The organism is Brevibacillus ruminantium, from assembly GCF_023746555.1.
GTDB classification, from domain to species: Bacteria; Bacillota; Bacilli; order Brevibacillales; family Brevibacillaceae; genus Brevibacillus; species Brevibacillus ruminantium.
The window spans coordinates 540562-566304 of sequence record NZ_CP098755.1; the positions used below are offsets into that span (position 1 = coordinate 540562).

General features: G+C 52.6%; 26 protein-coding genes and 1 riboswitch. Of the genes, 19 read left to right on the forward strand and 7 right to left on the reverse strand.

Annotated features, from left to right (window positions below):
• Nucleotides 1-75: 75 nt before the first annotated feature.
• Nucleotides 76-1308, reverse strand: coding sequence for an MFS transporter (locus NDK47_RS02825; protein ID WP_251873405.1), 1233 nt, complete (start codon nt 1306-1308; stop codon nt 76-78).
• Nucleotides 1309-1312: 4 nt separating this feature from the next.
• Nucleotides 1313-2359, reverse strand: coding sequence for an ArsR/SmtB family transcription factor (locus tag NDK47_RS02830; RefSeq protein WP_251873406.1), 1047 nt, complete (start codon nt 2357-2359; stop codon nt 1313-1315).
• A gap of 254 nt (nt 2360-2613) precedes the next feature.
• On the opposite strand from NDK47_RS02830, the gene NDK47_RS02835 reads away from it, so the two are divergent.
• The 10 genes from NDK47_RS02835 (at nt 2614) to NDK47_RS02880 (ending at nt 11711) form a co-directional block, all read left to right on the forward strand.
• A complete protein-coding gene (locus tag NDK47_RS02835) occupies nt 2614-4173 on the forward strand; it encodes a sensor histidine kinase (protein WP_251873407.1) in 1560 nt (519 codons plus the stop codon).
• Nucleotides 4166-4789: a response regulator transcription factor gene (locus tag NDK47_RS02840; RefSeq protein WP_251873409.1), complete on the forward strand. Its 624-nt coding sequence runs from the start codon at nt 4166-4168 to the stop codon at nt 4787-4789. Before NDK47_RS02835 ends, NDK47_RS02840 begins: the two co-directional genes overlap by 8 nt.
• A 41-nt stretch (nt 4790-4830) precedes the next feature.
• Nucleotides 4831-5985 (forward strand): HD-GYP domain-containing protein, encoded by a 1155-nt coding sequence (locus tag NDK47_RS02845; RefSeq protein WP_251873411.1) that lies wholly within the window; start codon nt 4831-4833, stop codon nt 5983-5985.
• Nucleotides 5986-6090: 105 nt separating this feature from the next.
• Complete coding sequence (locus NDK47_RS02850) at nt 6091-6300, forward strand: hypothetical protein (protein ID WP_251873412.1); 210 nt, start codon at nt 6091-6093, stop codon at nt 6298-6300.
• A 180-nt stretch (nt 6301-6480) separates the two neighbouring features.
• Nucleotides 6481-7002, forward strand: coding sequence for a signal peptidase I (locus tag NDK47_RS02855; RefSeq protein ID WP_251873413.1), 522 nt, complete (start codon nt 6481-6483; stop codon nt 7000-7002).
• 21 nt (nt 7003-7023) lie between these two features.
• The gene (locus NDK47_RS02860) at nt 7024-8292 is read left to right on the forward strand and encodes a TasA family protein (protein ID WP_251873414.1); all 1269 of its coding nucleotides are present in this window, start codon (nt 7024-7026) and stop codon (nt 8290-8292) included.
• Nucleotides 8293-8356: 64 nt separating this feature from the next.
• A complete protein-coding gene (locus tag NDK47_RS02865; RefSeq protein WP_251873416.1) occupies nt 8357-8953 on the forward strand; it encodes a hypothetical protein in 597 nt (198 codons plus the stop codon).
• Between the two features lie 11 nt (nt 8954-8964).
• On the forward strand, nt 8965-10083 hold the full coding sequence (locus NDK47_RS02870) for a hypothetical protein (protein WP_251873417.1): 1119 nt from the start codon (nt 8965-8967) through the stop codon (nt 10081-10083).
• A gap of 379 nt (nt 10084-10462) precedes the next feature.
• Complete coding sequence (locus NDK47_RS02875; RefSeq protein ID WP_251873419.1) at nt 10463-11002, forward strand: signal peptidase I; 540 nt, start codon at nt 10463-10465, stop codon at nt 11000-11002.
• A 100-nt stretch (nt 11003-11102) separates the two neighbouring features.
• A complete protein-coding gene (locus NDK47_RS02880) occupies nt 11103-11711 on the forward strand; it encodes a TasA family protein (RefSeq protein WP_251873421.1) in 609 nt (202 codons plus the stop codon).
• Nucleotides 11712-11841: 130 nt separating this feature from the next.
• Here NDK47_RS02880 and NDK47_RS02885 read toward each other — a convergent pair whose 3' ends face one another.
• A complete protein-coding gene (locus tag NDK47_RS02885; RefSeq protein WP_251873423.1) occupies nt 11842-13143 on the reverse strand; it encodes a homocysteine synthase in 1302 nt (433 codons plus the stop codon).
• Nucleotides 13144-13221: 78 nt separating this feature from the next.
• A riboswitch (SAM riboswitch) is annotated at nt 13222-13329 on the reverse strand.
• Nucleotides 13330-13484: 155 nt separating this feature from the next.
• Here NDK47_RS02885 and NDK47_RS02890 point away from each other — a divergent pair.
• The 5 genes from NDK47_RS02890 (at nt 13485) to NDK47_RS02910 (ending at nt 17245) form a co-directional block, all read left to right on the forward strand.
• Nucleotides 13485-13655: a hypothetical protein gene (locus tag NDK47_RS02890; RefSeq protein ID WP_251873425.1), complete on the forward strand. Its 171-nt coding sequence runs from the start codon at nt 13485-13487 to the stop codon at nt 13653-13655.
• A 193-nt stretch (nt 13656-13848) separates the two neighbouring features.
• Nucleotides 13849-15162, forward strand: a complete 1314-nt coding sequence (locus NDK47_RS02895; protein WP_251873426.1) for a cytochrome ubiquinol oxidase subunit I — start codon at nt 13849-13851, stop codon at nt 15160-15162.
• 21 nt (nt 15163-15183) lie between these two features.
• Complete coding sequence (locus tag NDK47_RS02900) at nt 15184-16209, forward strand: cytochrome d ubiquinol oxidase subunit II (protein WP_251873428.1); 1026 nt, start codon at nt 15184-15186, stop codon at nt 16207-16209.
• Nucleotides 16210-16276: 67 nt separating this feature from the next.
• Nucleotides 16277-16594, forward strand: a complete 318-nt coding sequence (locus tag NDK47_RS02905) for a rhodanese-like domain-containing protein (protein ID WP_251873429.1) — start codon at nt 16277-16279, stop codon at nt 16592-16594.
• Between the two features lie 27 nt (nt 16595-16621).
• Nucleotides 16622-17245, forward strand: a complete 624-nt coding sequence (locus NDK47_RS02910; RefSeq protein WP_251873431.1) for an SCO family protein — start codon at nt 16622-16624, stop codon at nt 17243-17245.
• A gap of 166 nt (nt 17246-17411) precedes the next feature.
• On the opposite strand, the gene NDK47_RS02915 is transcribed toward NDK47_RS02910, so the two are convergent.
• Complete coding sequence (locus NDK47_RS02915; RefSeq protein ID WP_251873432.1) at nt 17412-17927, reverse strand: hypothetical protein; 516 nt, start codon at nt 17925-17927, stop codon at nt 17412-17414.
• Between the two features lie 327 nt (nt 17928-18254).
• The gene (locus NDK47_RS02920) at nt 18255-18695 is read right to left on the reverse strand and encodes a hypothetical protein (RefSeq protein ID WP_251873433.1); all 441 of its coding nucleotides are present in this window, start codon (nt 18693-18695) and stop codon (nt 18255-18257) included.
• 457 nt (nt 18696-19152) lie between these two features.
• Here NDK47_RS02920 and rnjA point away from each other — a divergent pair, with 457 nt between their 5' ends.
• Both rnjA and NDK47_RS02930 read left to right on the forward strand, forming a co-directional pair.
• Nucleotides 19153-20805: a ribonuclease J1 gene (rnjA, locus tag NDK47_RS02925; RefSeq protein WP_256481329.1), complete on the forward strand. Its 1653-nt coding sequence runs from the start codon at nt 19153-19155 to the stop codon at nt 20803-20805.
• Nucleotides 20806-20981: 176 nt separating this feature from the next.
• Nucleotides 20982-21920, forward strand: coding sequence for a bile acid:sodium symporter family protein (locus NDK47_RS02930; RefSeq protein ID WP_251873434.1), 939 nt, complete (start codon nt 20982-20984; stop codon nt 21918-21920).
• A gap of 76 nt (nt 21921-21996) precedes the next feature.
• Here the strand turns inward: NDK47_RS02930 and NDK47_RS02935 are convergent, their stop codons facing one another.
• A complete protein-coding gene (locus NDK47_RS02935) occupies nt 21997-22782 on the reverse strand; it encodes a hypothetical protein (RefSeq protein WP_251873435.1) in 786 nt (261 codons plus the stop codon).
• Nucleotides 22783-22850: 68 nt separating this feature from the next.
• On the opposite strand from NDK47_RS02935, the gene NDK47_RS02940 reads away from it, so the two are divergent.
• Nucleotides 22851-23282, forward strand: coding sequence for a BrxA/BrxB family bacilliredoxin (locus NDK47_RS02940; protein ID WP_251873437.1), 432 nt, complete (start codon nt 22851-22853; stop codon nt 23280-23282).
• A 104-nt stretch (nt 23283-23386) separates the two neighbouring features.
• Nucleotides 23387-24259: an aldo/keto reductase gene (locus NDK47_RS02945; protein ID WP_251873438.1), complete on the forward strand. Its 873-nt coding sequence runs from the start codon at nt 23387-23389 to the stop codon at nt 24257-24259.
• Nucleotides 24260-24442: 183 nt separating this feature from the next.
• Here NDK47_RS02945 and NDK47_RS02950 read toward each other — a convergent pair whose 3' ends face one another.
• Complete coding sequence (locus NDK47_RS02950; RefSeq protein ID WP_251873439.1) at nt 24443-25690, reverse strand: MFS transporter; 1248 nt, start codon at nt 25688-25690, stop codon at nt 24443-24445.
• Nucleotides 25691-25743 lie beyond the last annotated feature (53 nt).

A 25743-nucleotide genomic window follows, 5' to 3' on the forward strand; every position in this document is an offset into this window, starting at 1 on the left:
AATCGAATACTCGCTCTCCATTATACAATCAGGAATCCTGACATTGCCAAATTTTCACAAAATTTTATCGGTTGATCAAGAATACTTGACCGCTGACTCCCTTTTCTCTGCCTCCAGGTAGCGCGCTCGCAGCGGAAGGAGCGCGGCCGCAATCACGACCAGCAGGCCCATGCCGGCATAGACGGGGCGAATCCCAACTGATTCACCCAGGAGGCCACCCAGCCAAACGCCGAGCGGCATGGTAACGCGGATAATCAGCAGCCGGACAGAGAGCACCCGCCCGAGCAAATGGCTGGGAACTCTGGTCTGGTACAGACTGGTGCTGTGAACGTGGAAAAAGGGAGCCGTTATCCCGGCTAAAATCTCGATCAGGATGGCCAGCCAGATGGAATGGACCAGAGCCAGCAGGACAAAGCTGGCGCCGCCGGCCAAGAGGGAGAACATCATGAGCGCGGAGCGGGACCATTTGCGAGAGAGCGGGACTACCAGCATGGAACCGCAGACATACCCCAGCGGAAAACCGGCTAACAGCAGGCCTGCATGTGCCGAAGTCCCCTGAAGCTCGGCGGTCACATAGGGCAAGGTCAGCACCATGGAAACCCCGACGGCAAACTGGACAAACGAGAGCAATACGCCCAAACGGAGCAGCAGCGGTTCCTCCCGAAAGACCCGTAAACCGGCGGCAAACATGGACACCCAGGCCTCTTGCTTCGCTCGTTCAAGAGGGGTGCTGCTTTGGCAAAATGACAGCAGAACGCCGCTGATGGCAAAAGCTCCTGCCGTCAAAGCAAGGGCTCCCGGGCCGTCGAGAAGGCCGATCAGCAGACCGCCCAGCGTTGGTCCGGCGATCATGGCCAGCCGCAGGGAGCCGTCCAGCGCAGCATTCGCCCGCGTCAGGGTATCCGGCCGCACCACAGAAGGCAAAAGTGACAAACTGGCCGGAACGTACAAAGGCTGCACCAGTCCATTGACCAGGGAGGTGAGATAGACCGGCCACAAGCCTGCAAATCCCGCGGAGGTGGCCGCAAAGCTGCAGGCAAAAGCCGCACCGCGGGCCAGCTGGGAGGCAATCATCACCCGCTTCGGGTCCCAGCGGTCCAGATAAGGACCGATAAAGAGCTGAACCATAAGAGAGGGCAGAAAGTAGAGCAGCCACATGCTGCCTACGGCTGTTGGAGAGCCGGTAGCCTGCAAAAGCACCCAGCTGTTGGCCAGCGTCCCCAGGCTGGCCCCCATCTCGGACACTGCTTGTCCCGAGAGAATCAGCCAAAAAGAAGCAGGAAAGCCTGTTTGGCCCGTCTTTTTCATCCGATTACCCCCTGCCGAGATAGTCGTCCAAAAAGAGCGGAAGCTGCCCCAGGACGTGAGGACGCAACTGATATCTCGTGCCGTTCATCTCGATTACTTGTGCAGAACGTAGCATCGACAGGTGGTGATGCAGTGTAGACTTGGCCATTTCCATCCGTTCTGTCAGTTCCTGCAAGCTATGTGCCCGTTCCGTCAAAAATTTGATGATTCGCAGACGATGCTCATCGCCTACTGCTTTGTACAGCTGGATCAGCCGAAGCGGCGGTTGGTAGGGATCGATCTCTTCCGCCATATTTTCATCGGCCACGGGATAATAAAAGATTTTCGTGCCCTTGGCATCGGCCTGAATGGTCCAGGGGCGATAGAGTGTGTGCGGGATCAGCAGAACCCGACTGATGGAAGGCTCTGGAGGATAGGCCGCACCACCGAGGGCCCACTCGACCAAGGCTTCCGGCGAGAGCTTTTCCCGCATGCCGCTTTTTTGGTCGCAATCTCGCTGCAAAAGGCGGCGGAGCTCGTCTTCTCTCGGCATGACATGAAGGGTGTACCAGCCTTGAAAAAGCGTAATCAGGTGACGGCGCAGAACACCCATATCCAACTGACAGAGATACGAGAGATATGCAGGGAAAAACTTGTGCGCGCTGCATGCGGCCAAAAGTTCTTCCACGGCCGCCGCATCCCCTTCGACTGCTCGCCGCCGCGCTTCCTCACGCTCTTGTCCCAAACAGGGGAGCGCCTCATAGAGGAGCTGCTGATCGGGAAGGTTTTCCAAAAAGGAGAGAAAGGCTTCCAGGTCGGGAAAGGGATGGGTGTGCAGCAACTGAAGCAGCGTTTTCCAGGTGTTATGCCGTTTGGCGTAGAGTAACTCCGCTTGGACCCGGTCAGGCAAAGCCTCGATCATCATCTGCCAATACTCCCGAGGTTTCTCCAAAGTCGGATGGATTTCGTCATAGGTAGCGGCTGCTATTCCCAATGCCCCTTCGAAGAGGGGAGAGGAATAGAAACTGACATGGTAACTGTTGCGTCCAAAACTCATATCCAGTATTTTCAAGATCAATGCACCACTTTCCAGAAAAAGTTTCTAACTATATCCTATATTTTTCGAACAACATATTCAATATTTTTCGAACAAGGCAGGAAAACGATTCGTTCAGAGCTTGTTGGCCGCCGTCGAAATGTCTGAAAATGAAAGGGGCAAATCGACCTTTTTCCTTATTGTAAATCTTTGGCAGTTACAGTACGATAAGGTCGTCTGTTATGTAAATCGGTCTATGGACTCCCTGGGCCGCGCATTGAGGGATTCAAATGAATCAAATCCTGAAAGAAATCCGTTTGATGCTGTATGTGCTGCAATGGATTCTGTTTCTGTTCTTTTTTTACTTCTACATAAATTCCCATTCCCAACAAAACTCCCTGTTTTTCCTCTTGCTTGGCCTGATTATCATCTACGCTGCATGTTTGTGGTATGCACTCCCGAGAAGACGCTGGCTCCTGATGGGATTGGTCGATTTGGGGATGGCGCTCTTTTTCATTACCCTGACGGGAAAGTGGAATAGTCCGTTCATGCTGTATGCGTACACCACGCTCTTGTGGCTGACAGCGATTTTACGGTTCGAGCAGTTTCTTGTTGTCGCCTTGATCGTTCTCTTCGCATACCCTTCTTTTCAAGCATGGCTGCCTCACGATTTGCTCCTTCCACAATCCGATCTGAATCTTCTTCGTTTTCTGCTCGATCTTTTGCTATGGGCCAGTTTGTCTTACTGGGTATTTATGATCATTTATTTAGGAAAAGGGGCCTATTCCAAAGCTTTGCAAATCTATCTGTTCATGAGAAAAGTGGCGGAGTCCAAACCAGACCTTCTATTGAGTGAAGAATCAGAAAAAACGCTGAAACGCCTTTTTCGTGCAGATAGTGCCTATCTTTGTCTGTTTGAAGAACGGGAGGGTGAGGGGAACTGGCGGAGGGATTATTTTGTTCAGCGATTGCTCGATCTGGGAGCGGAAGGGTGGGGGCGCTACCAAACAATTTCACTGCAAGACTTTACGGGGAAAGAAGATACATACGTATGCTGGCCGTTGAGACAGAAAGGACATTCCTGGGGGTGCCTGCTTTTTTCCGTCCATCCGAAAAAACAACTGAGCCGTTTTGAGCAGTTTTTACTTCGGTTTATGGCGGTCTCTCTTTTCCAGTATTTGCAGCAAAACCGGATTCGCTATCAGATGGCTCGCTCCCTTCATGAAGAAATGAGAAGAAAGCTGGCGCAAGACATGCATGATGGTTTGGCCCAACAGTTATTTCTTTTGTCCGCCCAGCTTTTTCGAATCAAACAGACACTGCCCCCCGAAGAAAGGGAAAACCTGCTGGAGAAGCTGCGCCAGATGGAAGAACGCATTCAATGGTGCCACGGCGAGGTGCGCAATTACATCACCCATCTGCGCGATGCCCGGCCCAATCAGGGTATCGAAGAGGCTGTTCAGCAATTGCTGACACGAATTACGGTGGGCACAGACCTGCAGGTGGAATTCGTGAAACGGGGGCGATTGGGAGAAGAGCCTCTGCCGGTCCTGGATGCGATCTACCGGTTGGTGGAAGAGGCGTCGGCCAATGTCGTCAAGCATGCGGCTGCCACCATGCTGGAGGTCAGCGTGGAGTCGTCTGCCTTGCAAATCACAATCCGCATCAAGGACAACGGCATCGGGTTTGTTCCCGAGGAAAAGGCTGGTCTTGCCGACAGCTATGGACTTCTGGGGATGAGGGAGCGCATCGCCGATGTCGGGGGAACCCTGCATATACGCTCGAAACCGGAGCAAGGAACGGAGATCATCGCGATCGTACCGAAAAAAGGAGTGGAGAGATATGGATAAGGTGAGATTGCTGCTTGCAGATGATCACCGGATCGTACGCGAGGGTCTGAAAATGATCCTGGAAAGTTCGTCCAAATACGCCGTGATTGAGGAAGCGAACAATGGCGACGAGCTGGTAGCCAAGGCGATGAGCTGCAAGCCGGACCTGATTGTGTCCGATCTGAAAATGCCGGGAACCTCCATCATCGATAGCTGCAGATCGATGAAGGAGGAGATGCCTGAACTGAAAGTGATGATTTTGACCGCGTATGATGAGAGTGAAGACGTATTCCGGGCACTTGACTCCCAGGTGGATGGGTATGTCATGAAGGATACCGTGCCCGAACAAATCCTGCACACGATGGATATGGTCATGATGGGCTACTCTTGCTTCCACTCCAAGCTGCAGAGAAGACGGAAGGAAGAGACGAATGTTCTTTTGACCGAACGGGAACAGGAAATTTTTGAACTGATCGTCGAGAATCTCAGCAATCAGGAGATTGCCCAACGGCTGTTTATATCCGAGGCAACCGTCAAAACGCACGTCAGCAGCATCCTTCGCAAGACGGGCCAACCCAATCGCTCGCAAGCCGTCTTGTACGGGCTGAAAAAAGGTATGGTGAAAGTAGTCCGCTAGTCTCGGGAAACCTTTTGTAAAAACGGTAAAGAGGGTATTTCATGGAACTGCGAAAGAGGAAAGGAAATCATACCGAAGTTTTGGCTGACAGCATGTTTTACTGGCTGTCGGTGCTGGTCACGGCTGGTGCGGCCATGGCTGTGTTTCTGGTTTCGGCGGGTCTCGTCTCTTCGACCTGGTCAAACGTCATCGGGCTTACCATCTGCGGAGCGGTCTCTTGGACGGTGTACTTCCTGCACCAGCGCTACGTGTTGCCAGATACGGATTCACGGCATCCATCTGCTTTTCTCGGTATCGCTTTGCTGCTGTTCCTTTGTCTCTACAACCCCCTTGAATTCACCGGTATCTGGAACGTGTTTTTGATCTATCCGTTGTACTTGAGCTTCTTTCACGAAAAATGGCTTCTGTTTACTTGGGGGACGATCAGCGGTCTGGTCTATTTGCTTTCCGTTGTTGCAGGAATGGAGCAGCACGCCTTGATGGATGTCTTTGCCCATGTCACGCTCGCGATGGGCAGTGTGATTTGTGCCTGGTTAGGCTTCTTCTCGCTCAGCAAATGGGTCGGGGGGGCGAAGCGGGAAGCAGATATCAAAAAGCGGGAATACGTCATGAGCCTGCTGAATGAACTGGTTCCGGTAGTTGAGCGAAAAACGCACACCAGCAGCCGGGAAATCGAACAGATGGGGCGATTGATCAAAAGGCTGCTCCAGGAGTTTCCCGAGGAAACGGTGAGCGACTGGGAGATCAATTTACTCTCCCTCCTGCACTATGTCAGTCGTATCAAATGGCCGGACTATCTGTTTGAAAAAGAAGGCAAGCTGACGACGTATGAATATCAGTTGATCCAGGAGCATTGTTACATGGGCACGGAGCTGTTCAAGGATGATCCGTCCTACCAACGGGTGATTACGGCTCTTCGCCATCATCATGAGAGGTATGACGGTACGGGTTATCCAGCCCAATTGAAAGAGAAGGAAATCCCTTTGCTGGCACAAGCGCTTGGGATTGTCGAGTGCTTCATCGCTATGACGGCAGTGAGGGCGTACCGAGGCCCATTCACTGTAGAAGAGGCCTACGAGCAAATCTGCCTGATGGCCGGGACAGCCTATGATGAGCAAATCGTGCAAGCTTTTACGCGAACCGTGCAGATCCAAGCCTCGAAAAGAGTACCTGATGTGCCCCCCATGGTGGGCTAGAACTACACCTGAAAGCTAGGCATTTACATTCTCAGTGATGATACCGATATATGGAAATTATGGTAATGTATTTGGAAAGAGTTGGTGGCTCAGGAGGGAAGGACTGTGTGGCAGAAACGGTGTCTGGATTGCCAAAAGCGTTCGTACAGCAGCCAGGAGTGGTATGAGTGGCTTTGCCCCTATTGCGGCAAGAATCTTACCCTCTTGCGTGCCACCCCGGCATCCGTCCACTTTGTTCCCATCCGTCTTGTCCCTCCCTGTCCGCAGCACCCCTCAGGAGAAAAAGCGCCGGAGGGGAAGCGGATCAGCCTGTAGACCCGCAGCCGAAAAGCAGGTCTGCAGGCTTTTTCATTTTCCCCCTTCCTCATTCTTCAGTATGAGATCCTCCCATCCCCGCGAATAAAAATCTTCCTCCTCATGTGTATCCGCTGTCCTTCCCGTGGTGGAAGATGCCCCCCTGAATTCTGCGTAAAATGGGGGAAAGAGGTGAGCGGCGTGGCTTCTCGTGTGACCAAAAGAATCTGCATCGTCCTGTTGGGGCTTTTTGTCTTTATCAATCTGTTTTTGTACATAACCAGTCATCTGAATGATGACCGCATGCCCGGGGTCGGCGGCTGGCGCGTGCTCTCGGTCATTACGGGAAGTATGTCCCCTGCAATCGAAGCGGGGGATATGGTCATTGTCCGGGCGTACGGGAAAGAGGAGCCGCTCGTAGGGGATATTGTCACCTACTGGCAGGAGAAACACAGCCAATCCCTCACCACTCACCGGATCGTGCAGCGATTGGAAAACGGCTATCTGCAAACCAAGGGAGACGCGAATCAGGATTTGGATGGAGGCTGGACCGATCCCGAACGGCTGGTAGGCAAAGTGGTCGCCAGGATTCCCTACGCCGCTGCCGTGCAGGAGGGGCTGCAAAAGCCGCCCGTTTTCCTGTCTGTTCTGGCTCTTTTTATCATCGTCCTGATGTATTCGCATCGCCGGGAGCGAAGCGGTCCCGCACAGATACAATCTTAAGACCATTGAGGGGGAACGTTCATGAAGTGGGAACAGGTCAAACACTGGCCATGGAAGCGGATCGCGCTTGGAACGGCTGTGATTTCCTCGATTATCATCAGTACCGGCTTTGGGACTTATGCGTACTTTACCAGTTCCGTGGAGGAATCCAGTACATTTGCCGCGGGCAAGCTGGAGATTTCACTGGGGGAGAACAAAGCCCGGTTTGAGACCGATGACGACCGTCCGTTTTTGCCCGGCGTCCGGTTCAGCAAAACACTGACGGTTCAAAATCGCAGTGACGTTCCGGTCAAATATGCGCTTTTGGCGGAAAAAGAAGACGGTGATGACATCGTCTACAATCAGTTGGTCGTGGAAGTAAGAAGAGAGGGCGAGGGCGGCGAGCTGCTCTACCACGGGCGGGTCAATCAGCTCAACCAGGCCAATGTCGTGATTGCCGAACTGCCCAAAAATGACAGCGACCAGCTTCATTTTTCTGTGTATCTGCCGGAGAGCACGGGAAATGACGTCCAGCAAAAGTCGGCAGATGTGACATTCGGATTTTTAGCCACCCAGCAGGAAAACGGTCATTATTTTGCCCAGGGCGGCCCTGTCATGACCTTTACCCCGCAGGACCTGAACGGAATCAAGCTGGCGGAAACCTTGCGGCTGGCCAGCAAGGAAGCGGAGCGGGACAGCGCCAAAGGAATGACCTTTGTGCTGGAGGAAGGCAGTTATGATCTGTCCTCCATGAAACTGCCGGAAAAGATCACGTGGAAAGCGGCCCCCGGCAAAGAGGGCAAGGTGATCGTGCGTGCTGATGAACTGCAGGTGAGCAACGCGGCGTTTGAGGGAATCCGCTTTGAGGGCAGGGGGACAGGCTTGTATGTGGGGTCCAATGTCAGCTTTAGCGGCTGCACCTTTGACGGCAGCTTCGATGCGGCGATCCGGCCAAAACCGGATCTCTCCGGTGAGAAGACGCTGGAGGGACTGACGGTTAAAGACAGCGTCTTTAGCGGGGCGCAGGAAGCGATCGTGGTGGATCAGACGATGAAGGCGGTGTTCATTGCCAACAATACATTCCAGGCTGTCAATCACGCTGTCGTCGTTGCCAGTCAAAAAGAGTCCGAGGTTCAAATGGTCGGCAATGACTTTACGCGGGTAAACAAATACGCAGTAGACAGCGGCGGTGTTCGGGTAGGAGATGGAATCGAGGGATTCAGGGAGACAAGCGAGGTGAACGGAGATGTCCAAAAACTCGCCCTTCATCTCTTCAAAGCAGACCTCTATTTCGAAGACAACAAATACTGAAAACCCCGGCAGACGTAAAATCAAACGGAATCATTCACGCCTTTTGGAGCGATGGGCAGGGGGAGTGTTTCTGCTCGGGCTGACGACTGCGCTGTGGACACAGCCAGCGGGGACTTACAGCTGGATGTGGAAGGAAGCCAGAGATACGGGGCACAGCTTTGTTATCGGTCTGTTGGACATCACCAGCAGCTCTTTTGGGGAGAAGTGGCGGGTTCTGGAGGGAGGCAATCAGACGTTTGATTTAGCTCGGATGATTCCGGGAGATGCCCGCGAGCTCGAAGCTACACTCTCACGGGGAGAGAGCGACCTGGCGTTTGACTACAAGATCGTCGCCAGAGTGGTGAACCCAGAAAAAAAGGAAGATGCAGAAAAGCTGGAGGAAGCCGAAAAGCTGGAGGAAGTCCTGCACATGCGCATCGAGAGCGGCGGCTCTCTGGTGTATGACGGACCGGTGAGCGGCCTTCATCAGGAAAAGCCCGGTCTGCGCCATCTCAACGGGACAGAAGATCACTTTTCAGCGGATCAGCGGAAGAAAACCTTTCTGATCACGGTCTATTTGCCGAAAGAGGGTGTCGATCACACCTATCAAGCGCTTGCCGGTGAGCTGGAAATTCGATTTCTGGCCAAACAGGCGACACCGGATGCAATCTTTTCGGAATAGGGGGGAGTGCATTGAAAAAGCTGGTGTCTGTTGTCATGGCAGTAGCGTTGATCAGTATGCTCCATCCCCTTGAGACGACGGTCTCATTTTTGACCAGCGAAAAAAAGCAGAGGGCTCCTGTCAGCCTGGGAACGAATGAGGATGTATTTCTGACCGAAACGGAATCCATCCAGATCGTGACTGAAGTAACCAAAAAGGTGACGATTACCAGAAAATCAGTGGACGGGGAGGAAGGCGGCGGAGAAGAGGCCTCGGAAGAGCGTGATGTGAAATTTAGCATACAGGAAGGGGCTTTTTATCTGAGGTTGAAGCCGCAGCGTCCACATTTGGATCTGGATGAACAAGATTTACAAGTGACGGGGGAGGCGAAAGATCTTCTCCAGATTGAGCGGCAGGACAGCGAGGAGGACATCGTTTTTCGGATTGGCCATATCCGCAGCAAGGTGGAATACAGCGATGACCTCCTGACAGGGGAGCTGCATATCACCGCGTTGGGCGGCTTTTACCAGCATGTCATTCCGTTGACTGTGGAGACCCAGTATAAAGAGAGCACACATGTGATCAGTGTTCCAAGTCCGCCTCCCATCCCTGGGGTGCCGGGCAGTCCGCCTCCGGGAGGGACTCCCGCACCAGTCCCCAACCCGCTGCCGCCTGAACAGCCGCCGACAGAAACACCGCCCGTACCACCGGTGCCCGGCACAGAAAATCCGGCACCGCCCAGTCCGGGAGAGGCGGCAAATCCATCGCCACCAGGTACGGGAGGCGAGAATCCACCGGCGCCGGGAACGGGAGGAGAACCCGCGCCGCGACCGGGAACGGGCAGCGGAAACCCGTCACCGCCGGGAGCAGGAGGAGAACCCGCGCCGTCACCGGGCCAAGGAGGCGGGAACCCGTCACCGCCGGGTGCAGGAGGAGAACCCGCGCCGCAACCGGGACCGGGCAGCGGAAACCCGTCACCACCGGGAACAGGGGGAGAACCCGCGCCGCACCCGGGAACGGGCAGCGAGAATCCGTCCCTGCCAGGAGCAGGAGGAGAACCCGCGCCGTCAGCGGGCACGGGTAGCGAGAAACCATCCCCGCCGGGAGCAGGGGGAGACAAAGCGCCGTCTCCAGATGCGGGAGGTGTTTAGACCCTTCGCCACCAACGTCGAAACGGAGAGACCCGCCGGATTCCACAGGGGCTTCCTCGTTTCAGCAAAAGCCATCTTTCCGTACAGCATAAACGTACCAGCGGGCAGCAGCTTGCTGGTACTTCTTTTTTTCACCAAGGCAGGCATCTGCGAGGACTATTTTCAGATACCTGAGGCATCGTTCCCATTATTTTTCCGCAAAGCGGAGACGAGATCATCCCTCAGTATGAGGCGGCATCCATACCAGATGATACAACGGTTCATCCCGATCATACAGGAAGTTCACCCTGACGCAGGAAGATGGGAAATGGAAAAAAACGTAAGATGAAAACAGTGAACGGCACACAGCCAAACACCAGGAAAGCGAGGAGATAAACCAGTGAAGCTACTGAAAAAAAGCATATCGATTCTGACGAGTCTGTTCCTGATCCTGGTCATAGTGATTACGGGTATTCTCTTCGTCGGCAAGATCAGCGGGGGAAAAACAGTCCTGTTCGGAAGTCAGATCATGGTGGTACTCAGCGGCTCGATGTCTCCGGCCTTTGACACTGGCAGTATTGTCGCTGTCAAGCCGGTCGATTTCAAGGATGTGAAAGAGAACGACATCATTACCTTCAAGGACCCGGAAGGCCTGACGATCACCCACCGCGTCGTTGAGGTAGGAGAGGGACAACTGATTACCAAAGGGGACGCCAATGACGGCAAGGACACAGCCCCGGTCACGCCAGATCGTCTGATCGGTAAAGTGCAGTATTCCGTTCCTTGGGTCGGATACTTCATCGAGTTTGCCAAATCGGGTCTGGGAATGCTGATCATGCTCGCAGTGCCGGGAATCTATCTGATCGTCAGCCAGGTCTGGAAGCTGCTTCGGATGATCAAGGAAGAGGAAGCAAAGACGGCAGCCAAAACGCAGCCATAATCACCCAGCGTGGTGATACCTTGTGGGCTGATAACAGGAATTCTGGTATCAGGCTTCAAGTCATCATAAAAATTATATTGAAGATGTGGGAGGAAGAAAAATGGGCTTGAAAAAGCAATTTGCAGTCACACTGGCTTCCGTAGGACTGGGCGCAGCGTTGATCGGCGGGGGAACCTTTGCATGGTTTAACGCTACGACAGCGATCGAAAACAACACATTTGCCGCTGGTAAAATGGAAATCGGCGCGACACCCGCTGAATCCGTATTCCAAGTGGAGAACATGAAGCCGGGCGACTGGTTTGAAAGAACATTCGAAATCACCAATACAGGCACCATCGACATTAACAAATTGCTCATGAGCATTGATTACAGCATTAATGACGTAAAAGGTGACAACGGTGCAGACGATCTCGACAACCATCTGAAAGTGTATTGGCTGTCCAGTGCTGACCCGAACATCCCGGTTTCCGAGCGCATCATCATCCACCCGCGCAACGGAAAAACTCTGAAAGAACTGAAAGCCGGCGGCGATTTGGATATCAGCAGCTGGGCGACAAAACTGCTCACTCTGCCTCCTGACACGACTGACGAAATCTACCTGGGTATCGAGTTCCATGATGACAACACCGACCAAAACCGCTTCCAGGAAGACAGCCTCAACCTGACGCTGAAGCTCGAAGGCAAGCAAACAGCTGGCGAGCCAAAATAAGTCCCTACAACCGCACCATATATAATGAAGAAAGAGACCGGGAGAAATCTCGGTCTCTTTTCTGGTGATGGAGCCGTGCTGATCCATCAGATAGCTATTCGCATGCGTTGCAATCTTATCCGCTCCGAGCCTACGCGTTGCTAACCTGCAGGGCTGCTTGCAGCGCTTGTTCCAGATCGTCGATGATATCGTCGATCGCTTCTGTACCGATAGAGAGGCGGATCAGCCCCGGAGTGACACCGGCGGCAAGCTGCTCCTCGGCAGTCATTTGCTGGTGAGTGGTGCTGGCAGGATGGATCACCAAGGACTTGGAATCGCCCACATTGGCCAGATGGGAGAACAGCTTGAGGGATTCAATCAGCCTCTTCCCTTCCTCGACTCCCCCGCGGATGCCAAAGGTGAGGATGGCTCCCGCCCCTTTCGGCAGGTACTTTTGCGCCAGTTCATAATACGGGCTGCTTTCCAGTCCAGGATAGTTGACCCACTCGACGGCTTCATGCTGCTCCAGATAACGGGCGACGGCCAGCGTGTTTTCGCTGTGGCGCTCGATCCGCAGATGAAGGGTCTCCAGCCCCTGCAAGAACAAGAAGGAGTTGAACGGAGCAACTGCCGCCCCGATATCCCGCTGAAGCTGCACACGCGCCTTGATGATGTAGGCCAGCGGGCCGACTGCTTCCGTAAAGACAACGCCGTGATAGCTCGGGTCTGGCGTAGTCAGTCCGGGGAATTTGCCGTTGTTCCAGTCAAATTTGCCGGAGTCGACGATAATGCCGCCAATTGCCGTGCCATGGCCGCCGATAAATTTGGTGGTGGAGTGAACTACGATGTCAGCGCCATGCTCAAAGGGACGGCAGAGCAGAGGGGTAGCGAACGTATTGTCGACGATCAGCGGAATGCCATTTTCATGAGCGATAGCCGCAATCGCTTCCAGATCAACCACATCAATTCGCGGATTCCCGATGGTTTCCGTGAACACCGCTTTTGTTTTGTCATTGATCGCAGCGCGGAAATTCTCTGGATTGGAGGGATCGACGAAATGAACCTTGATGCCCAGTTTCCCCAGCGTATGAGCAAATAGATTATAAGTGCCGCCATACAAATGGCTGGAAGAAACGATCTCGTCTCCGGCACCCGCAATGTTCAGGATCGAGAAAGTGATGGCCGCCTGGCCCGATGAAGTTGCCAGGGCTCCGACACCGCCCTCAAGCTGCGCGACGCGCTGTTCAAACACATCCTGTGTCGGGTTCATGATGCGGGAGTAGATATTGCCCAGCTCTTTGAGGGCAAACAGGTTGGCAGCATGCTCCGTATCGCGGAACACATAAGAGGTGGTTTGGTAGATGGGGACGGCTCGGGAACCCGTCACAGGGTCAACATACTGTCCTCCGTGCAGGGCAATGGTTTCCGGCTTCCACTGTTTTTGTTCTGACATGGCTATCTCTTCCTCTCATCCATTTTATAAAAAAACAAAGCCTTCTCCTGAGAGGGAAGGCTTCGGTCATACCGCGCGGTTTCATCTCTCAGAATCAATGATTCTGCAGGATTTGGCACCAAGCGTATCAAAAACGCAGGTTGCCGGGTTTCATTGGGCCTGTCCCTCCACCACTCTTGATGAAATGTTTGAAATTTTCGTATAGCGTTTCTTATCTGCTATTATAATAGGACGATCGCCCGAGGTCAATCAAATTTCCGACTAAGCTGAGGGGAATTTCAGTGATTTTCTGTCTGTGCGTTTTCTACAGGCGCATTGTTTATGAAAGGAAGAGATCGCTTATGGAAAATGAGTGTTTTGTGGGATGGGGCACCTTGGCCTTGATTAACGCAGGCTTGGCCCAAGGGAAGAACCGCAGCGGGCTGAATTGGTTTTTTCTGTCGCTGTTTCTCGGACCGATCGCTACGCTGATCATCGTCGTCTGGGACAAACTTCCGGAAGCAAAAGAATAGAGGATAAGGGCTTACGGAAACTGCCCGGTAGGAACTTCTGCCTTATTTCCGTAACCAATTTGACCTGATTCCGTAACCAATTCGTCCTTCGTTGTTCACAGCCAGCAGCCGGAATCAGCCATATAATAAAAGTGATTGTGATCACATTCACATAAGCACTGTGAGAAGGTTGTTTTCGGGAGGGGAGACAACGATGGAACTGGATAATACCATGCTTGCACGCATTTTGACGTCGCTGACGCTGGGATTTCACATCATCTTCGCGGCATTGGGCGTCGGTATTCCGATTATCATTTCGATTGCCGAGTGGCTGGGAATCCGCAAAAAGGACCCGATGTATACACTGATGGCCCGCCGCTGGGTAAAAGGCTTTACCGTTACCGTTGCGGTCGGTGTCGTGACCGGTACATGTATCGGTCTGCAGCTCAGCTTACTGTGGCCAAGCTTTATGAAGGTAGCCGGTGAGGCCATTGCCCTGCCTCTGTTTTTGGAGACGTTTGCTTTTTTCTTTGAAGCGATTTTCCTGGGGATCTATCTCTATACCTGGGATCGGTTTAAAAATCCGTATATTCACTGGCTGTTCTCGATACCGGTTGTCATCGGTTCGACGGCTTCTGCTTTCTTCATTATGACGGTGAACGCTTTTATGAATGCGCCTCAGGGCTTTACCCTGGTAGACGGCTCGATTGTCGACGTTCAACCGTTGGCAGCGATGTTCAATCCGGCGACGCCGACCAAAGCGGGCCACATGATTTTGTCCTCGTATGCGACCTCGGCCTTTGTCCTTGCGGCGATTGCAGCGTGGAAGCTGCTCCGGGGAAACGGGCACGAATACCATCGCAAGGCGCTGAATTTTACCGTGGCACTGGCCCTGCTGTTTTCCTTTGGAACCGCGCTGTACGGCGATTTTGCGGGGAAGTATCTGGCCAAATACCAACCGGCCAAGCTGGCCGCAGCCGAGTGGCATTTTGAGACAAAGCCGCAGTCTCCTTTGATTCTGGGCGGAGTTCTCGACCCCGAGACCATGGAAGTGAGAAACGCCCTGAAGCTTCCCTATGCACTCAGTATCCTGGCGACCGGTTCACCTAACGGGGAAGTGATGGGACTGGACCAAATCCCTCGGGAGCTTTGGCCGCCGCTGTTTATTCACTATCTTTTTGACGGCATGGTCGCCATCGGCATGTACATGCTGGTTGTCCCGATTCTGTACTTTATCTGGCGCCGCTGGAAAAAAGGGCAGGTGCCGCGAGCGATTCTGCATGCGATCTTCTGGGGCGCTCCGCTGGCGATCCTGGCGATCGAGCTGGGCTGGATTTTCAGTGAGATCGGACGGCAGCCATGGATTCTCGTCGGCTACATGAAGACGCAGCACGCGGCGACGACAGCAGACAACGTCGGCGAAATGCTCGTGATGTTCAGCCTTCTGTACGCGTTCCTGGCGATCGTCAGCTCGATTGTGCTGAAGCGGATGTTCAAAAACAAGCCAGTTGAGCTGGAACTGAAGTAACAGGAGAGGAGGGGCTTTGACATGTCTATGGAAACATTGGCGATCACGGTGCTGTGGATTTTCCTGTACGGCTACATCATCGTCGCTTCGATTGACTTTGGTGCCGGGTTCTTCTCGTTTTTCAGCAAAATCACGAAGCGCGACCATATTGTCAACGGGATCATCGAGCGGTATCTGTCGCCTGTCTGGGAAGTGACCAACGTCTTTTTGATCTTCTTCATGGTCGGCCTGATCGGGTTTTTCCCGGATACGGCGTACTACTACGGTACCGCACTGTTGGTTCCTGGGAGCATCTTTCTCGTTCTGCAGTCGCTACGGGGCTCGTTTTACGCGTTTGCCCACTACGGCGCGCGCAACAGTACGGCGTACCTCTTTGTCTACGGGGTGACGGGTCTGTTTATCCCGGCCTCTTTGTCCACCATCCTGACGATTTCGGAGGGCGGATATATCGAGCAGACGGCTGGCGGTGAAGTGATCTTGAACATGGGCAAGCTGTTGACCAGCTCCTATTCGTGGTCCGTGGTGGCGCTCGCCCTGGTCAGCGTGCTGTACATCAGCGCCAGCTTCCTGACCTTTTATGCAGACCGGGCGCAAGATACAGCGGCAGTCAAGCTGCTTCGCTCTTTCGCGATCGGCTGGAGCCTGCCGACGATCTTTGCCAGCTTCCTGGTGTTTCTCTCGATTCACCGGCACAACCCCGAGCACTTTGACAAAATGATGGATGTGAGCTGGCTGTTTCTGCTCTCCTTTGCCAGCTTCTGCGGTGCCTTGGCCCTGCAACTGAAAAGGCGCAATTACGGCTGGGCGTTCGTCCTGGTCATGCTGCAATTTGCCTTTGCCTTCTTTGGCTACGGCATCGCTCATCTGCCGTACCTGCTTTACCCGTATGTCACGATTACGGACAGCATCAACAGTCCGGCCATGGGGCAGGCGCTGGTGATTGGCTTGATCGCAGGACTATTCCTGCTGATTCCGTCGCTCATTCTGCTCTTGAAGCTGTTCCTCTTTGACGCCAAATACGTGCAGGGTCGTCCGATTCAAAAATAGGCCGTGCCTATGGTATGATGGGAGACAGTGAAATCGAGAGTATACTCGAATACAGGAGGCATTTGAGATGAGCGAGCAAGACGTAAAGGAAATGACCCCGCAGGAACTGATGGAGAAGCTGGCAGCGGGAGAGAAACTGCAAGTGGTAGATGTGCGCGAAGTGGAGGAGTGGAATTCCGGCCATATCAAAGAGGCCCAGCTGATTCCGCTCGGCTTTTTGCCGCATCGTGTCGATGAGCTGGATAAGGATGTGCCGATTGTGCTGGTTTGCCGGAGCGGTGCACGCAGCCACAACGCGACGGCGTACTTGACCCATCTGGGCTTTGACGCGACCAACATGGTAGGCGGCATGCTCGCCTGGCCGGGAGAAAAAGAAGTGGAGTAAGAAAGAGCAAACAGGGAGAGGATTGTCTTGAGCGAAATAAGCCGAGAGCAGGTCTCGTTTTGGAAGCGGCACTGGTTTACGGTTGCGGCTGGAGTGTTGGCCCTGCTGGTCGTGGGTGTCTTTGGCTACCAGTATATGCAAAAAAGCCAGATTCCCGTTTTAAAACAGACGAATGACTTTACCTTGGACAGCATCGACGGTTCCAAATACACCATGTTTGAGCATAATGGAAAGGTGCGGCTGGTGGAGTTTATGTTTACCCACTGCCCGGACATTTGCCCGGCGACCACCTTTAACATGTCCAAGCTGCAAGAGAAATTGAAGGAAAAGGGGACTTTTGGCAACAAAGTCGAGTTTGTGACCATCACGTTTGACCCCGAACGCGATACGGTCGACGTTCTGCAAAAATACGCGGAGCAATTCAACGTAGATTTCAGCGGCTGGCATTTCCTTCGGGGAGAAGAGGCTGACATCGAAAAGGTGACAAAGGATTACGGCATGGCTGTACTGAAACAGCCGGACGGCTCCTTTGCACATACGGCTCGCATCTTCCTCATCGACAAAGAGGGAAAAATGCGCCGCGCTTACGGTATGGCGTCGGATATGGATCAGGATCTGATCTTGCAAGAGATGAGCCAGTTGGCGAAGTAGGCCAAGTAGACAGGGGCAACTCGTTAGCTGATAGAGGGAAGAAACGTGGAATGTGGTCGGATGTGTTCGGCCCGGAAAAAAACACTCCGCTGATGGAAGTGTGTGCGTGCTTAGGGGCTGCTCACACCTTTGTCAGCGGAGTGTTGTATGTTTGGGCATGTATTCTCTATTTGCGGTTATGAACCGGAGGGCTGTATTTCTTTCTCCAGGAGTCGCTTTCTTTTATATACTCCTCGCCACGGGAGCCATTACTGCCGTCCAGGTAATAAGGTCCTCCGTACAACGGTTCCTCTGTTATGGGGAAGGAGGTTCCACCAATCACTTTGTTTCCGGACATGAAGAGAAAAACGCTGACACCTTTGGGGTGATACTGTTCAAGTCGCTTCTCCAGCGGATGGTTCGTTACTTCAAACCAGTATACCTGTATCTTCTTCCCAATGTACTCATCGGGTGAAAAAGGCTGTACAAACCAGAATGCCATCTCGTCTTCGACCAGCAGCTCATTCGTTAGAGTATAGCTTTTATACAAACCAAGAGCAGCTTTCATTTGATACCCTTTCTCTTGTAAAAACGATGTGGCGCTCCCGATTTGCTCGTTCCTTTGGATGACGTATGTGTTTACTTGATCGGTCAGGACAACTTGTGGAGCGAGAGTCAGAACGAGAGCGAGAAGGATGTTCATATCGAGACCTCCTTTATTTGTTATGGGGAGTGAAGCCTAAAGGTGAGTAATTTTAAGAGGTAGTGCAAATCCATGTGGCTACCTTTTTTTGTATATTATGGTTAGAAGCAATGCCACAATGATAACGAGATTAATCTCAATAAAAAAAGGTTCAGCAATTACGAATAAAGGAAACTCAAACAAAATGGTAAGAACCAAAATCGGAAAGAATTTTGACAATCTGCTCTCCTCCTGCACAGAAAACTCCAAAACACCGCTCACAACTGGTCAAGGTTTTTCCCAATCAAAAAGAGCCGGTCAACGATGCGACCAGGCTCACAATTTCACCTATTCCCCGCGCTTCTTTTTCTTCCACTCCAGCTTTTCGACCCTGTCTACATGCCAGTCCCCATTCTCCTTTTTGAGGACGTGGACATAGGAGATGCCCTCCTGGGTATTTTCCAGCACGTAGCCTTCGTCTGCATCATCATTGAGGTAGAGAGAGGTAATCACACTGTCCTTTTGTTTGGAGGCGACGACGGAGCGGACGGCATCCTCGTAATCTTCGTCCTTGTCGTTGCCCATGATGGTCCGGACAGGGATCGATTTGTAGTTCAGGAAGTTGGGGCTGATGGGGCGGTTCTCTTTTTTGCTTTTGTCATAGGCAAATCTTTCGATCGGCAATTCTCCGGTGAAGTCGTCTTCTGCAGCACGGGTTGTCGAGTAATTCCAGCCGAGTGTCGCGGCGACCAGCAGGGCACAAGTGCCCACAGTAGCCAATTTTTTCATTACGCTACCACCTGCTTCTTAACCGGTATTTTTGGTCTTGCTTTTGGACGGCCCAATCAGACGAGCACTTCGCTCAGTATAACACAAAATGCATGGTTTGTAAATTTGTCCCAATTGTGATTCTAGCCAATTTTTGCTCTGCGGCAACGCTTCCTTTCAAATTTTCTTTTATTCCTCCTGCTAGCTGTTAAACAATGAATCACGGCTCAATCAAGCAGCCAGATAGGCGAGCAATAAAACTCCCGGGCATAGCATGTATGGCAAAAGGCTTTTGTGGCAATAGTATGTAGCTATTCCGCAGATCATGCGTGTACGAGAAAAAGGGGGAGGTCTTCCCCGCCTGCAATTTTGGCAAGACTGGATGAAAAGAACGCCCCGCGTTGTGATACAATAAGAGTGGCATGCATTGGTTCGGGTTTCCAACAAAACATGCACGTTGAGGTAGGAGGAAAGCAGATTGAGTGACGTGAAGATTTTCGCGATGGGCGGTCTCGGCGAAATCGGGAAAAATATGTACTGTGTCGAGTACGAAGACGAGATCGTGATTATCGACTGCGGGGTGAAATTCCCTGAAAACGAGATGTTCGGGATTGATTTGGTCATCCCCGACGTTTCTTATCTGGTGAACAACCAGCATAAGATCAAGGCGCTTTTGTTGACACACGGCCATGAGGATCACATTGGCGCCATCCCGTACGTGTTGAAGCAAATCAAGGTGCCGATTTACGGTGGACGCCTGACCCTGGGCTTGGTCAAGGCAAAGCTGGAAGAGCACCGGATGCAAAATGACGTGACCCTGATTCCCATTTCGGAGGATACGGAAATTCCGTTTGAGAAACTGAAGGCGACGTTTTTCCGGACCAATCACAGCATCCCGGACTCATTCGGGGTTGTGATCGATACACCGGAGGGAATGGTCATTCACACAGGGGACTTTAAATTTGACATGACCCCGGTCGGAAAGACTACAGAGTACGGCAAAATCGCCCGGATCGGAAGCTCTGGAGATGTGCTCGCGCTTCTTTCCGACAGTACAAACAGCGAGCGCTACGGGTTTACGATGTCGGAGCGGACTGTCGGCGAAGGCATTCTGGACGTCGTCCAAAAAGCGCGGGGACGCATTATCCTGGCTACTTTTGCGTCCAACGTACACCGCTTGCAGCAGGTCGTGGATGCCGCAGCCGAGTGCAACCGCAAAGTAGCGGTCATCGGCCGCAGCATGGAAAAGGTCTTTCTCATCGGCCAAGAGCTGGGGTATATCACGATGCCCGAGGGCATGCTGATCGACATCAAGCATATCGACAACTACGCGGACAACCAGGTGCTGATTATCTGCACAGGCAGCCAGGGTGAGCCGATGGCCGCACTGACCAGAATCGCTTCCGGTTCCCATCGGAGTGTGACGATCTACCCGGAAGACACAGTGATTATCTCGGCATCGCCGATTCCGGGGAACACGGTCAATGTCAGCCGCACGATTGACAAACTGTATCGCGCCGGTGCCAATGTCGTGCTCAGCTCCGTCTTTGACATCCACGCCTCCGGTCACGGCAGCAGTGAAGAGCTGAAGCTGATGCTAAACTTCATCCGGCCGAAGTACTTCATCCCGATTCACGGGGAGTATCGGATGCTGAAGACACACTCCAAGCTGGCACAGCAGGTTGGGATTGACGAGAGCAACATCTACATCATGGACAACGGGGAAGTTCTCAACTGCAGCCGCGAAAAAGCCTGGCTCAGCAAGGTTCCGGCAGGTATCGTCCTGATTGATGGCAGCGGTGTGGGCGATGTGGGCAATATCGTGCTCAGAGACCGCAAACATCTGGCGGAGGATGGCCTGATGGTGGTCGTGGTCAGCCTGGACATGAAAAACTTCAAAATCCTCACGGGACCTGACATCGTCAGCCGAGGTTTCGTCTACGTGCGCGGGTCGGAGTCACTGATCCAGGAGGCAACCGTACTGGTGCGCCAGCGACTGCAGGAGGCGCTGGACAAAAAGATCAAGGAATGGTCCGAGCTGAAGTCGCAGATAAATGAAGTGATCAAGCCGTTCATTTATGAAAAAACGGGACGAAATCCGATGATCTTGACAATCCTGATGGAAGTTTAGGCAGCGTGAACATGTAAGTAAAAAGGTCATTGTCATTTGTGAGCAAATGATAGTGGCCTTTTGTGTGTATGGACCGACGATTTTACATCATTCGACAATTTACACTGGATATTCTGAATTCGGTGAATTATAATGATAGTTAATTTTTTAAATATATATAAATAGGAGTGTTTAGAGTGAAAACGCTGGAGAAAGTTAGTGATTTTGTCGGCAAGACGTTTGCCATCTGGGTTCTGCTATTTGCTTGCCTGGCATTTTTCTCACCGGATACGTTTAAATGGATCGGCAAATACATCACGCCTTTGCTCGGTATCATCATGTTCGGGATGGGGCTGACCGTATCACCGTCCGACTTTCGGGAGGTATTCCGCCGTCCCAAGGATGTCGCGATTGGGGTGCTCGGCCAATTTCTGATCATGCCGCTGCTGGCTTTTGGTTTGGCGAAAGGACTGCAGCTTCCGCCTGAAATCGCCGTTGGTGTCATCCTGGTCGGATGCTGCCCGGGCGGTACCGCATCCAACGTCATGACTTTCCTGGCCAAAGGGGACGTCCCGTTGTCTGTGTCGATTACGTCGGTTACCACCTTGCTGGCGCCGATCGTCACACCTGCACTGATTCTGCTGTTTGCCAGCCAATGGGTGCCGGTGGATGCAATGGCGCTGCTCTGGTCCATTCTGCAAATTGTGATCATTCCGATTGTTCTCGGTTTTATAGTGAAAACGTTGTTTAAAAAGCCAGCGGAAGCAGGGGCGAAAGCTCTCCCGCTGATCTCCACCTTTGCGATCGTGGCGATCGTGGCAGCCGTAGTAGCAGGCAGCCAGCAAAAAATCGCGACCACAGGACTTGCCATTTTTGCGGTTGTGATCCTGCACAACGGTTTGGGGCTTTTGCTTGGCTACTTCTTTGGCAAACTGTTCGGCATGGATCGGGCGAAACAAAAAGCAATTTCCATCGAAGTCGGCATGCAGAACTCCGGGTTGGGCGTAGCGATTGCAACGGCTCACTTCTCACCGCTGTCCGCAGTTCCCAGCGCGATTTTCAGCGTCTGGCACAATATCTCCGGCCCAATCGTGGCGACGATCTTCAGCCGGATGAAAAACGACAAAGAATCATAAGCTGCACAAAAAAACACCCATTGCGGGTGTTTTTTATTTTGCCGAGGAAAGCGGGCGAAAAAACACGATGAGCACCCTAGAATTCAATGTGAATGGTCCGGATGGGGCCGTCACTACTCTTCCAGGTCAAAATGTCCTCATAGGCAGAGGTCGCCACATCGGGTATGCTCACTTCCAGCGTAACTTCGTCTTTCCATGAAAGGTGTACAACGGGCCAGCGAAATTGGCTGTCAAACAGGTCGACATCGTCCGAAGACTCACGGTTTTCTTTTCTCGCAACGGAAGACAGATCAGCGCTGTCTAAAACCAGAAGGGAATGCCGGATTACCTGTTCGCCTTCGTTTCGGCCAAATTGGAACAGCAGCTTTGAACGATCAGGCGATGGCTCGATACCGGAAAACATCGCCGCTTCCATGAGAAAACGGGTTTGCAGCCGTCCGTCTGATTCTTTGACCAGAGATAAATCGCACAGTTTGTTCCCGCAACCAGACATCACCACAAAAAAACGGGAATGATCCTGATCCGTATAAACAAAGCGGGCTTGTATCCGCGCCAGCTCCTTCGCACGCTCTTCTCCCTGATAGAGTTCCAGATAGGCTTCCAGATAGGCTTCCAGCTCGGGAAGCGCGTGAAGCGGGATTTCCAGCGACTGCCCGTCATCACTCAGTCTCAATTTTTCGGGCTGTGAGAAGGGAGGGGCTTCGTCCTCGATAACCGATGTGTCGGGAGCGACCGCACCTGAGCATCCGCCAATAAGGGCGAGGAGTATGAAACTGACCAAAACGGCTCCTTTTTCCATGGGCAGCAACAAACGGGCTGGCTTGCTAAGGAAATTCATCAATCGAATATACACTTCCGACATTCTCCTTCTCCCCCAGACAGGGTATAATAAGAATAAGTGAAACGTGATACACAAAGGAGAGAGTGCCAATGATGTCCTATGAGGCATATATGAGTCAAGTAATCCAGCCCATGCGTGATGAACTGACACGCGTAGGGTTTACCGAACTGAAAACAGTAGAAGAAGTGGAAAAAGCACTGTCTGAGCTGAAAGGAACGGCTCTGGTCGTCGTCAATTCCGTCTGCGGCTGCGCGGCTGGACTGGCTCGTCCCGCAGTAGCTCACTCCTTGAACCATGCGAAAAAGCCGGACCATCTGTACACCGTCTTCGCCGGTCAGGATAAAGAAGCGACGGCAAAAGCACGCGAGTATTTTGAAGGCTATGCTCCGTCTTCGCCATCCTTTGCTGTGATGAAGGACGGCAAGATCATGACCATGATCGAGCGCCACCAAATCGAGAACAATGATTTGGGCACTATTTCCAAGCTGCTGACAGACGCCTACGACACCTATTGCGAATAAGGGCCCAAGCAGCGGCCATTTGAGAATAATAGACACCAACGAGACGCTCCTGTGGAGCGTCTCGTTACATCATAAGCCCCTTTTTTAGGAAGGATGAGAGAAAGATGCATACCCGTTCGTTCGGACGCGACCCCCATCAGGTCTCCCTGCTCGGCTTCGGCGCACAGCGCATCGTAGATGAGCATGACTGCACAGAGGAGCAGGCGATTGCGATCATCCGGCGTGCCGTGGAGCTGGGGGTCAACTATTTTGATACAGCGCCCAGCTACAGCGACGGCCAATCAGAAGCCCGGGTCGGAATGGGCTTGCGCGGTTTGCGCGACCAGGTTTGGATTGCCACCAAAACAGGCGGCCGCACAAGAGATTTGGCGTGGAAGGATCTGGAGGGCAGTCTGAAGCGGCTGGGCACAGACTACATCGATGAATGGCGCATCCACAACGTCATGCAGCCGCATGATCTGGACGCGATTTTTGCCAAAGGCGGAGCGCTGGAAGCCTTGGTCGAGGCGCGGGAGCAGGGGGTGGTCCGCAAACTGAGCATCAGCGGACATACCGACCCGAGACTGCTTTCCGAAGCCATTCGCCGCTTTCCGTTTGACAGTGCATTGGTTGCGCTGTCCGCCCTGGATCATTTCATCTACAGCTTCGCGCATGAGTTCGTCCCGCTGGCGGTGGAAAAGGGAGTAGCGGTAATCGGGATGAAGGTCATGGCGCTGGGACAGTTGGCCCCATGGACAGAGCAGGCGCTTCGCTACACCTGGAGCCTGCCTGTCTCCACTGCGATTCTGGGTGTCAGCAAAATGGACCAGCTGGAAGCGGATGTGGAGATTGCCAAGCGGTTCACCCCGATGACCGATATTGAACGAGTCCAGTTTTTTCAGGAAATCATGCCGTTGGTTCGAGCGGATGTATTGCGCTGGAAAGCAAGCGAGTGGATGTCTGGCGAGTGGTACAAGCTCCCGGAGCTGAACCGGTAAGCTGGCGAAGAATTTGAATGGAGAAATTATAAAGAAGTACGCTCTACAGGTAGATTATGGCGATACTCTCTGGCAAACTCAGTGTTAAAAATCAATGCATCAGAGATACGGATACCCGATTAGGCTAACAAAAGAGAGACCGAAACAAGAGTGCATGTTTCGGTCTCAAAAGTATGTCCCCAACTATCCCCTCAATACACCTCGAACCACATTCGCCCTCCCTTTTCGCTCGCGGTGAAAAGATGCGTGGATCAGGCACAGGATGACGGCAGCAAAGGAAATCACCGTCGCCAGTGTCAGTGCCGGGACAATCCCGCCGGCATCGTACATCTGCCCAAAAAAGAGCGGACCCAGCAACCGGCCTCCCGAAGTAATCGATCCGACAGCGCCCAGATAAAACGGGGCGGACTCGCCTGTTTTTTCGCTGATAAATGTGGGAACCGTAGGAGCAATCAGCATTTCGCCAAAAGTCGTAATCACCATGCCCGTCATGAAAGCGGCGTAGCTTTGGTGGAAAAACAACATGAAGCCAAATCCGCTGCCATAGAGAACAGCGCTTGCGACAAGCTGGGAAGAGAGATTCTGCTTCAAAATTCTTTTAATCCAGGAGACGACAGGCTGTCCGGCAAAAATAATGATGCCATTCACCGTCCACAGCCAACTGTATGCGGCAAGCGGCATTCCGGTAGAGGTGAGATGGGGAGCAACTCCTGTATTCCAAACGGTAGTGGAGAAGAAAATAAAAGCAGATCCCAAAGCCATAAACAGATAGACCCGATACCGCAACAACAGATGCAGAGAGCCTTCCTGCCGCTGTTTGGCCTTGCGTTCATCTGCGGCCCCGATTAATTGTTCATGAGACAGGTTTCGCATGAATAGGAAGAAAAAAGCGGCAAATAAAAACGTGCTCACACTATTGAACAAAAACGTAAAGCTGAAGGAAATCGCTGCAATCACTCCGGCCAAAGCGGTACCGACAGCCATCCCCAGATTATTGCCGACATAAACAATATTGAACAGCTCCCGCCGCTGTTCTTTCCAACGGAAACCAATAAAGGCCTGGATCGCCGGATTGGACACATTAAACAGAAAGCCGAGCCCCACCATGAAACCGATGTACACATACCAGCTATCCGTAAACAGGATGCCCAGCATACAGCTTGCCTGCAGGACCAGGGAACCGACAATCAAGCGTTTGGCCCCGATCCGGTGAAACAGGGTGCCGCCGGTAAATTGACCGACAATTCCTGCCAGCGATTGCATCATCAGGACAAAACCCGCCTCCGTCATGGAGCGATGCAACTGGGTATGAACGTATAAAGTCGTTAACGGCCACATAAAGGCGCTGCCCGAGGAATTGATAAAACTGGCGATCAAAAAGAGCCAGGCTTCGCGGGGATAGCGGTGGAGCCAGGTTTTGGGTGAAATCATAGGAGGCCTCCCCCTTTTCGGTAGGTTTTGGAAATAGTATAGTTCATTTTACA

What these genes read in the sequence shown, in the direction of transcription:
- NDK47_RS02825 (WP_251873405.1), bottom strand. Translation starts at nt 1,308, where the DNA reads ATGAAAAAGACGGGCCAAACAGGCTTTCCTGCTTCTTTTTGGCTGATT.
- NDK47_RS02835 (WP_251873407.1), top strand. Translation starts at nt 2,614, where the DNA reads ATGAATCAAATCCTGAAAGAAATCCGTTTGATGCTGTATGTGCTGCAA.
- NDK47_RS02840 (WP_251873409.1), top strand. Translation starts at nt 4,166, where the DNA reads ATGGATAAGGTGAGATTGCTGCTTGCAGATGATCACCGGATCGTACGC.
- NDK47_RS02845 (WP_251873411.1), top strand. Translation starts at nt 4,831, where the DNA reads ATGGAACTGCGAAAGAGGAAAGGAAATCATACCGAAGTTTTGGCTGAC.
- NDK47_RS02860 (WP_251873414.1), top strand. Translation starts at nt 7,024, where the DNA reads ATGAAGTGGGAACAGGTCAAACACTGGCCATGGAAGCGGATCGCGCTT.
- NDK47_RS02880 (WP_251873421.1), top strand. Translation starts at nt 11,103, where the DNA reads ATGGGCTTGAAAAAGCAATTTGCAGTCACACTGGCTTCCGTAGGACTG.
- NDK47_RS02885 (WP_251873423.1), bottom strand. Translation starts at nt 13,143, where the DNA reads ATGTCAGAACAAAAACAGTGGAAGCCGGAAACCATTGCCCTGCACGGA.
- NDK47_RS02890 (WP_251873425.1), top strand. Translation starts at nt 13,485, where the DNA reads ATGGAAAATGAGTGTTTTGTGGGATGGGGCACCTTGGCCTTGATTAAC.
- NDK47_RS02895 (WP_251873426.1), top strand. Translation starts at nt 13,849, where the DNA reads ATGGAACTGGATAATACCATGCTTGCACGCATTTTGACGTCGCTGACG.
- NDK47_RS02900 (WP_251873428.1), top strand. Translation starts at nt 15,184, where the DNA reads ATGTCTATGGAAACATTGGCGATCACGGTGCTGTGGATTTTCCTGTAC.
- NDK47_RS02905 (WP_251873429.1), top strand. Translation starts at nt 16,277, where the DNA reads ATGAGCGAGCAAGACGTAAAGGAAATGACCCCGCAGGAACTGATGGAG.
- NDK47_RS02915 (WP_251873432.1), bottom strand. Translation starts at nt 17,927, where the DNA reads ATGAACATCCTTCTCGCTCTCGTTCTGACTCTCGCTCCACAAGTTGTC.
- NDK47_RS02920 (WP_251873433.1), bottom strand. Translation starts at nt 18,695, where the DNA reads ATGAAAAAATTGGCTACTGTGGGCACTTGTGCCCTGCTGGTCGCCGCG.
- NDK47_RS02935 (WP_251873435.1), bottom strand. Translation starts at nt 22,782, where the DNA reads ATGTCGGAAGTGTATATTCGATTGATGAATTTCCTTAGCAAGCCAGCC.
- NDK47_RS02940 (WP_251873437.1), top strand. Translation starts at nt 22,851, where the DNA reads ATGATGTCCTATGAGGCATATATGAGTCAAGTAATCCAGCCCATGCGT.
- NDK47_RS02945 (WP_251873438.1), top strand. Translation starts at nt 23,387, where the DNA reads ATGCATACCCGTTCGTTCGGACGCGACCCCCATCAGGTCTCCCTGCTC.
- NDK47_RS02950 (WP_251873439.1), bottom strand. Translation starts at nt 25,690, where the DNA reads ATGATTTCACCCAAAACCTGGCTCCACCGCTATCCCCGCGAAGCCTGG.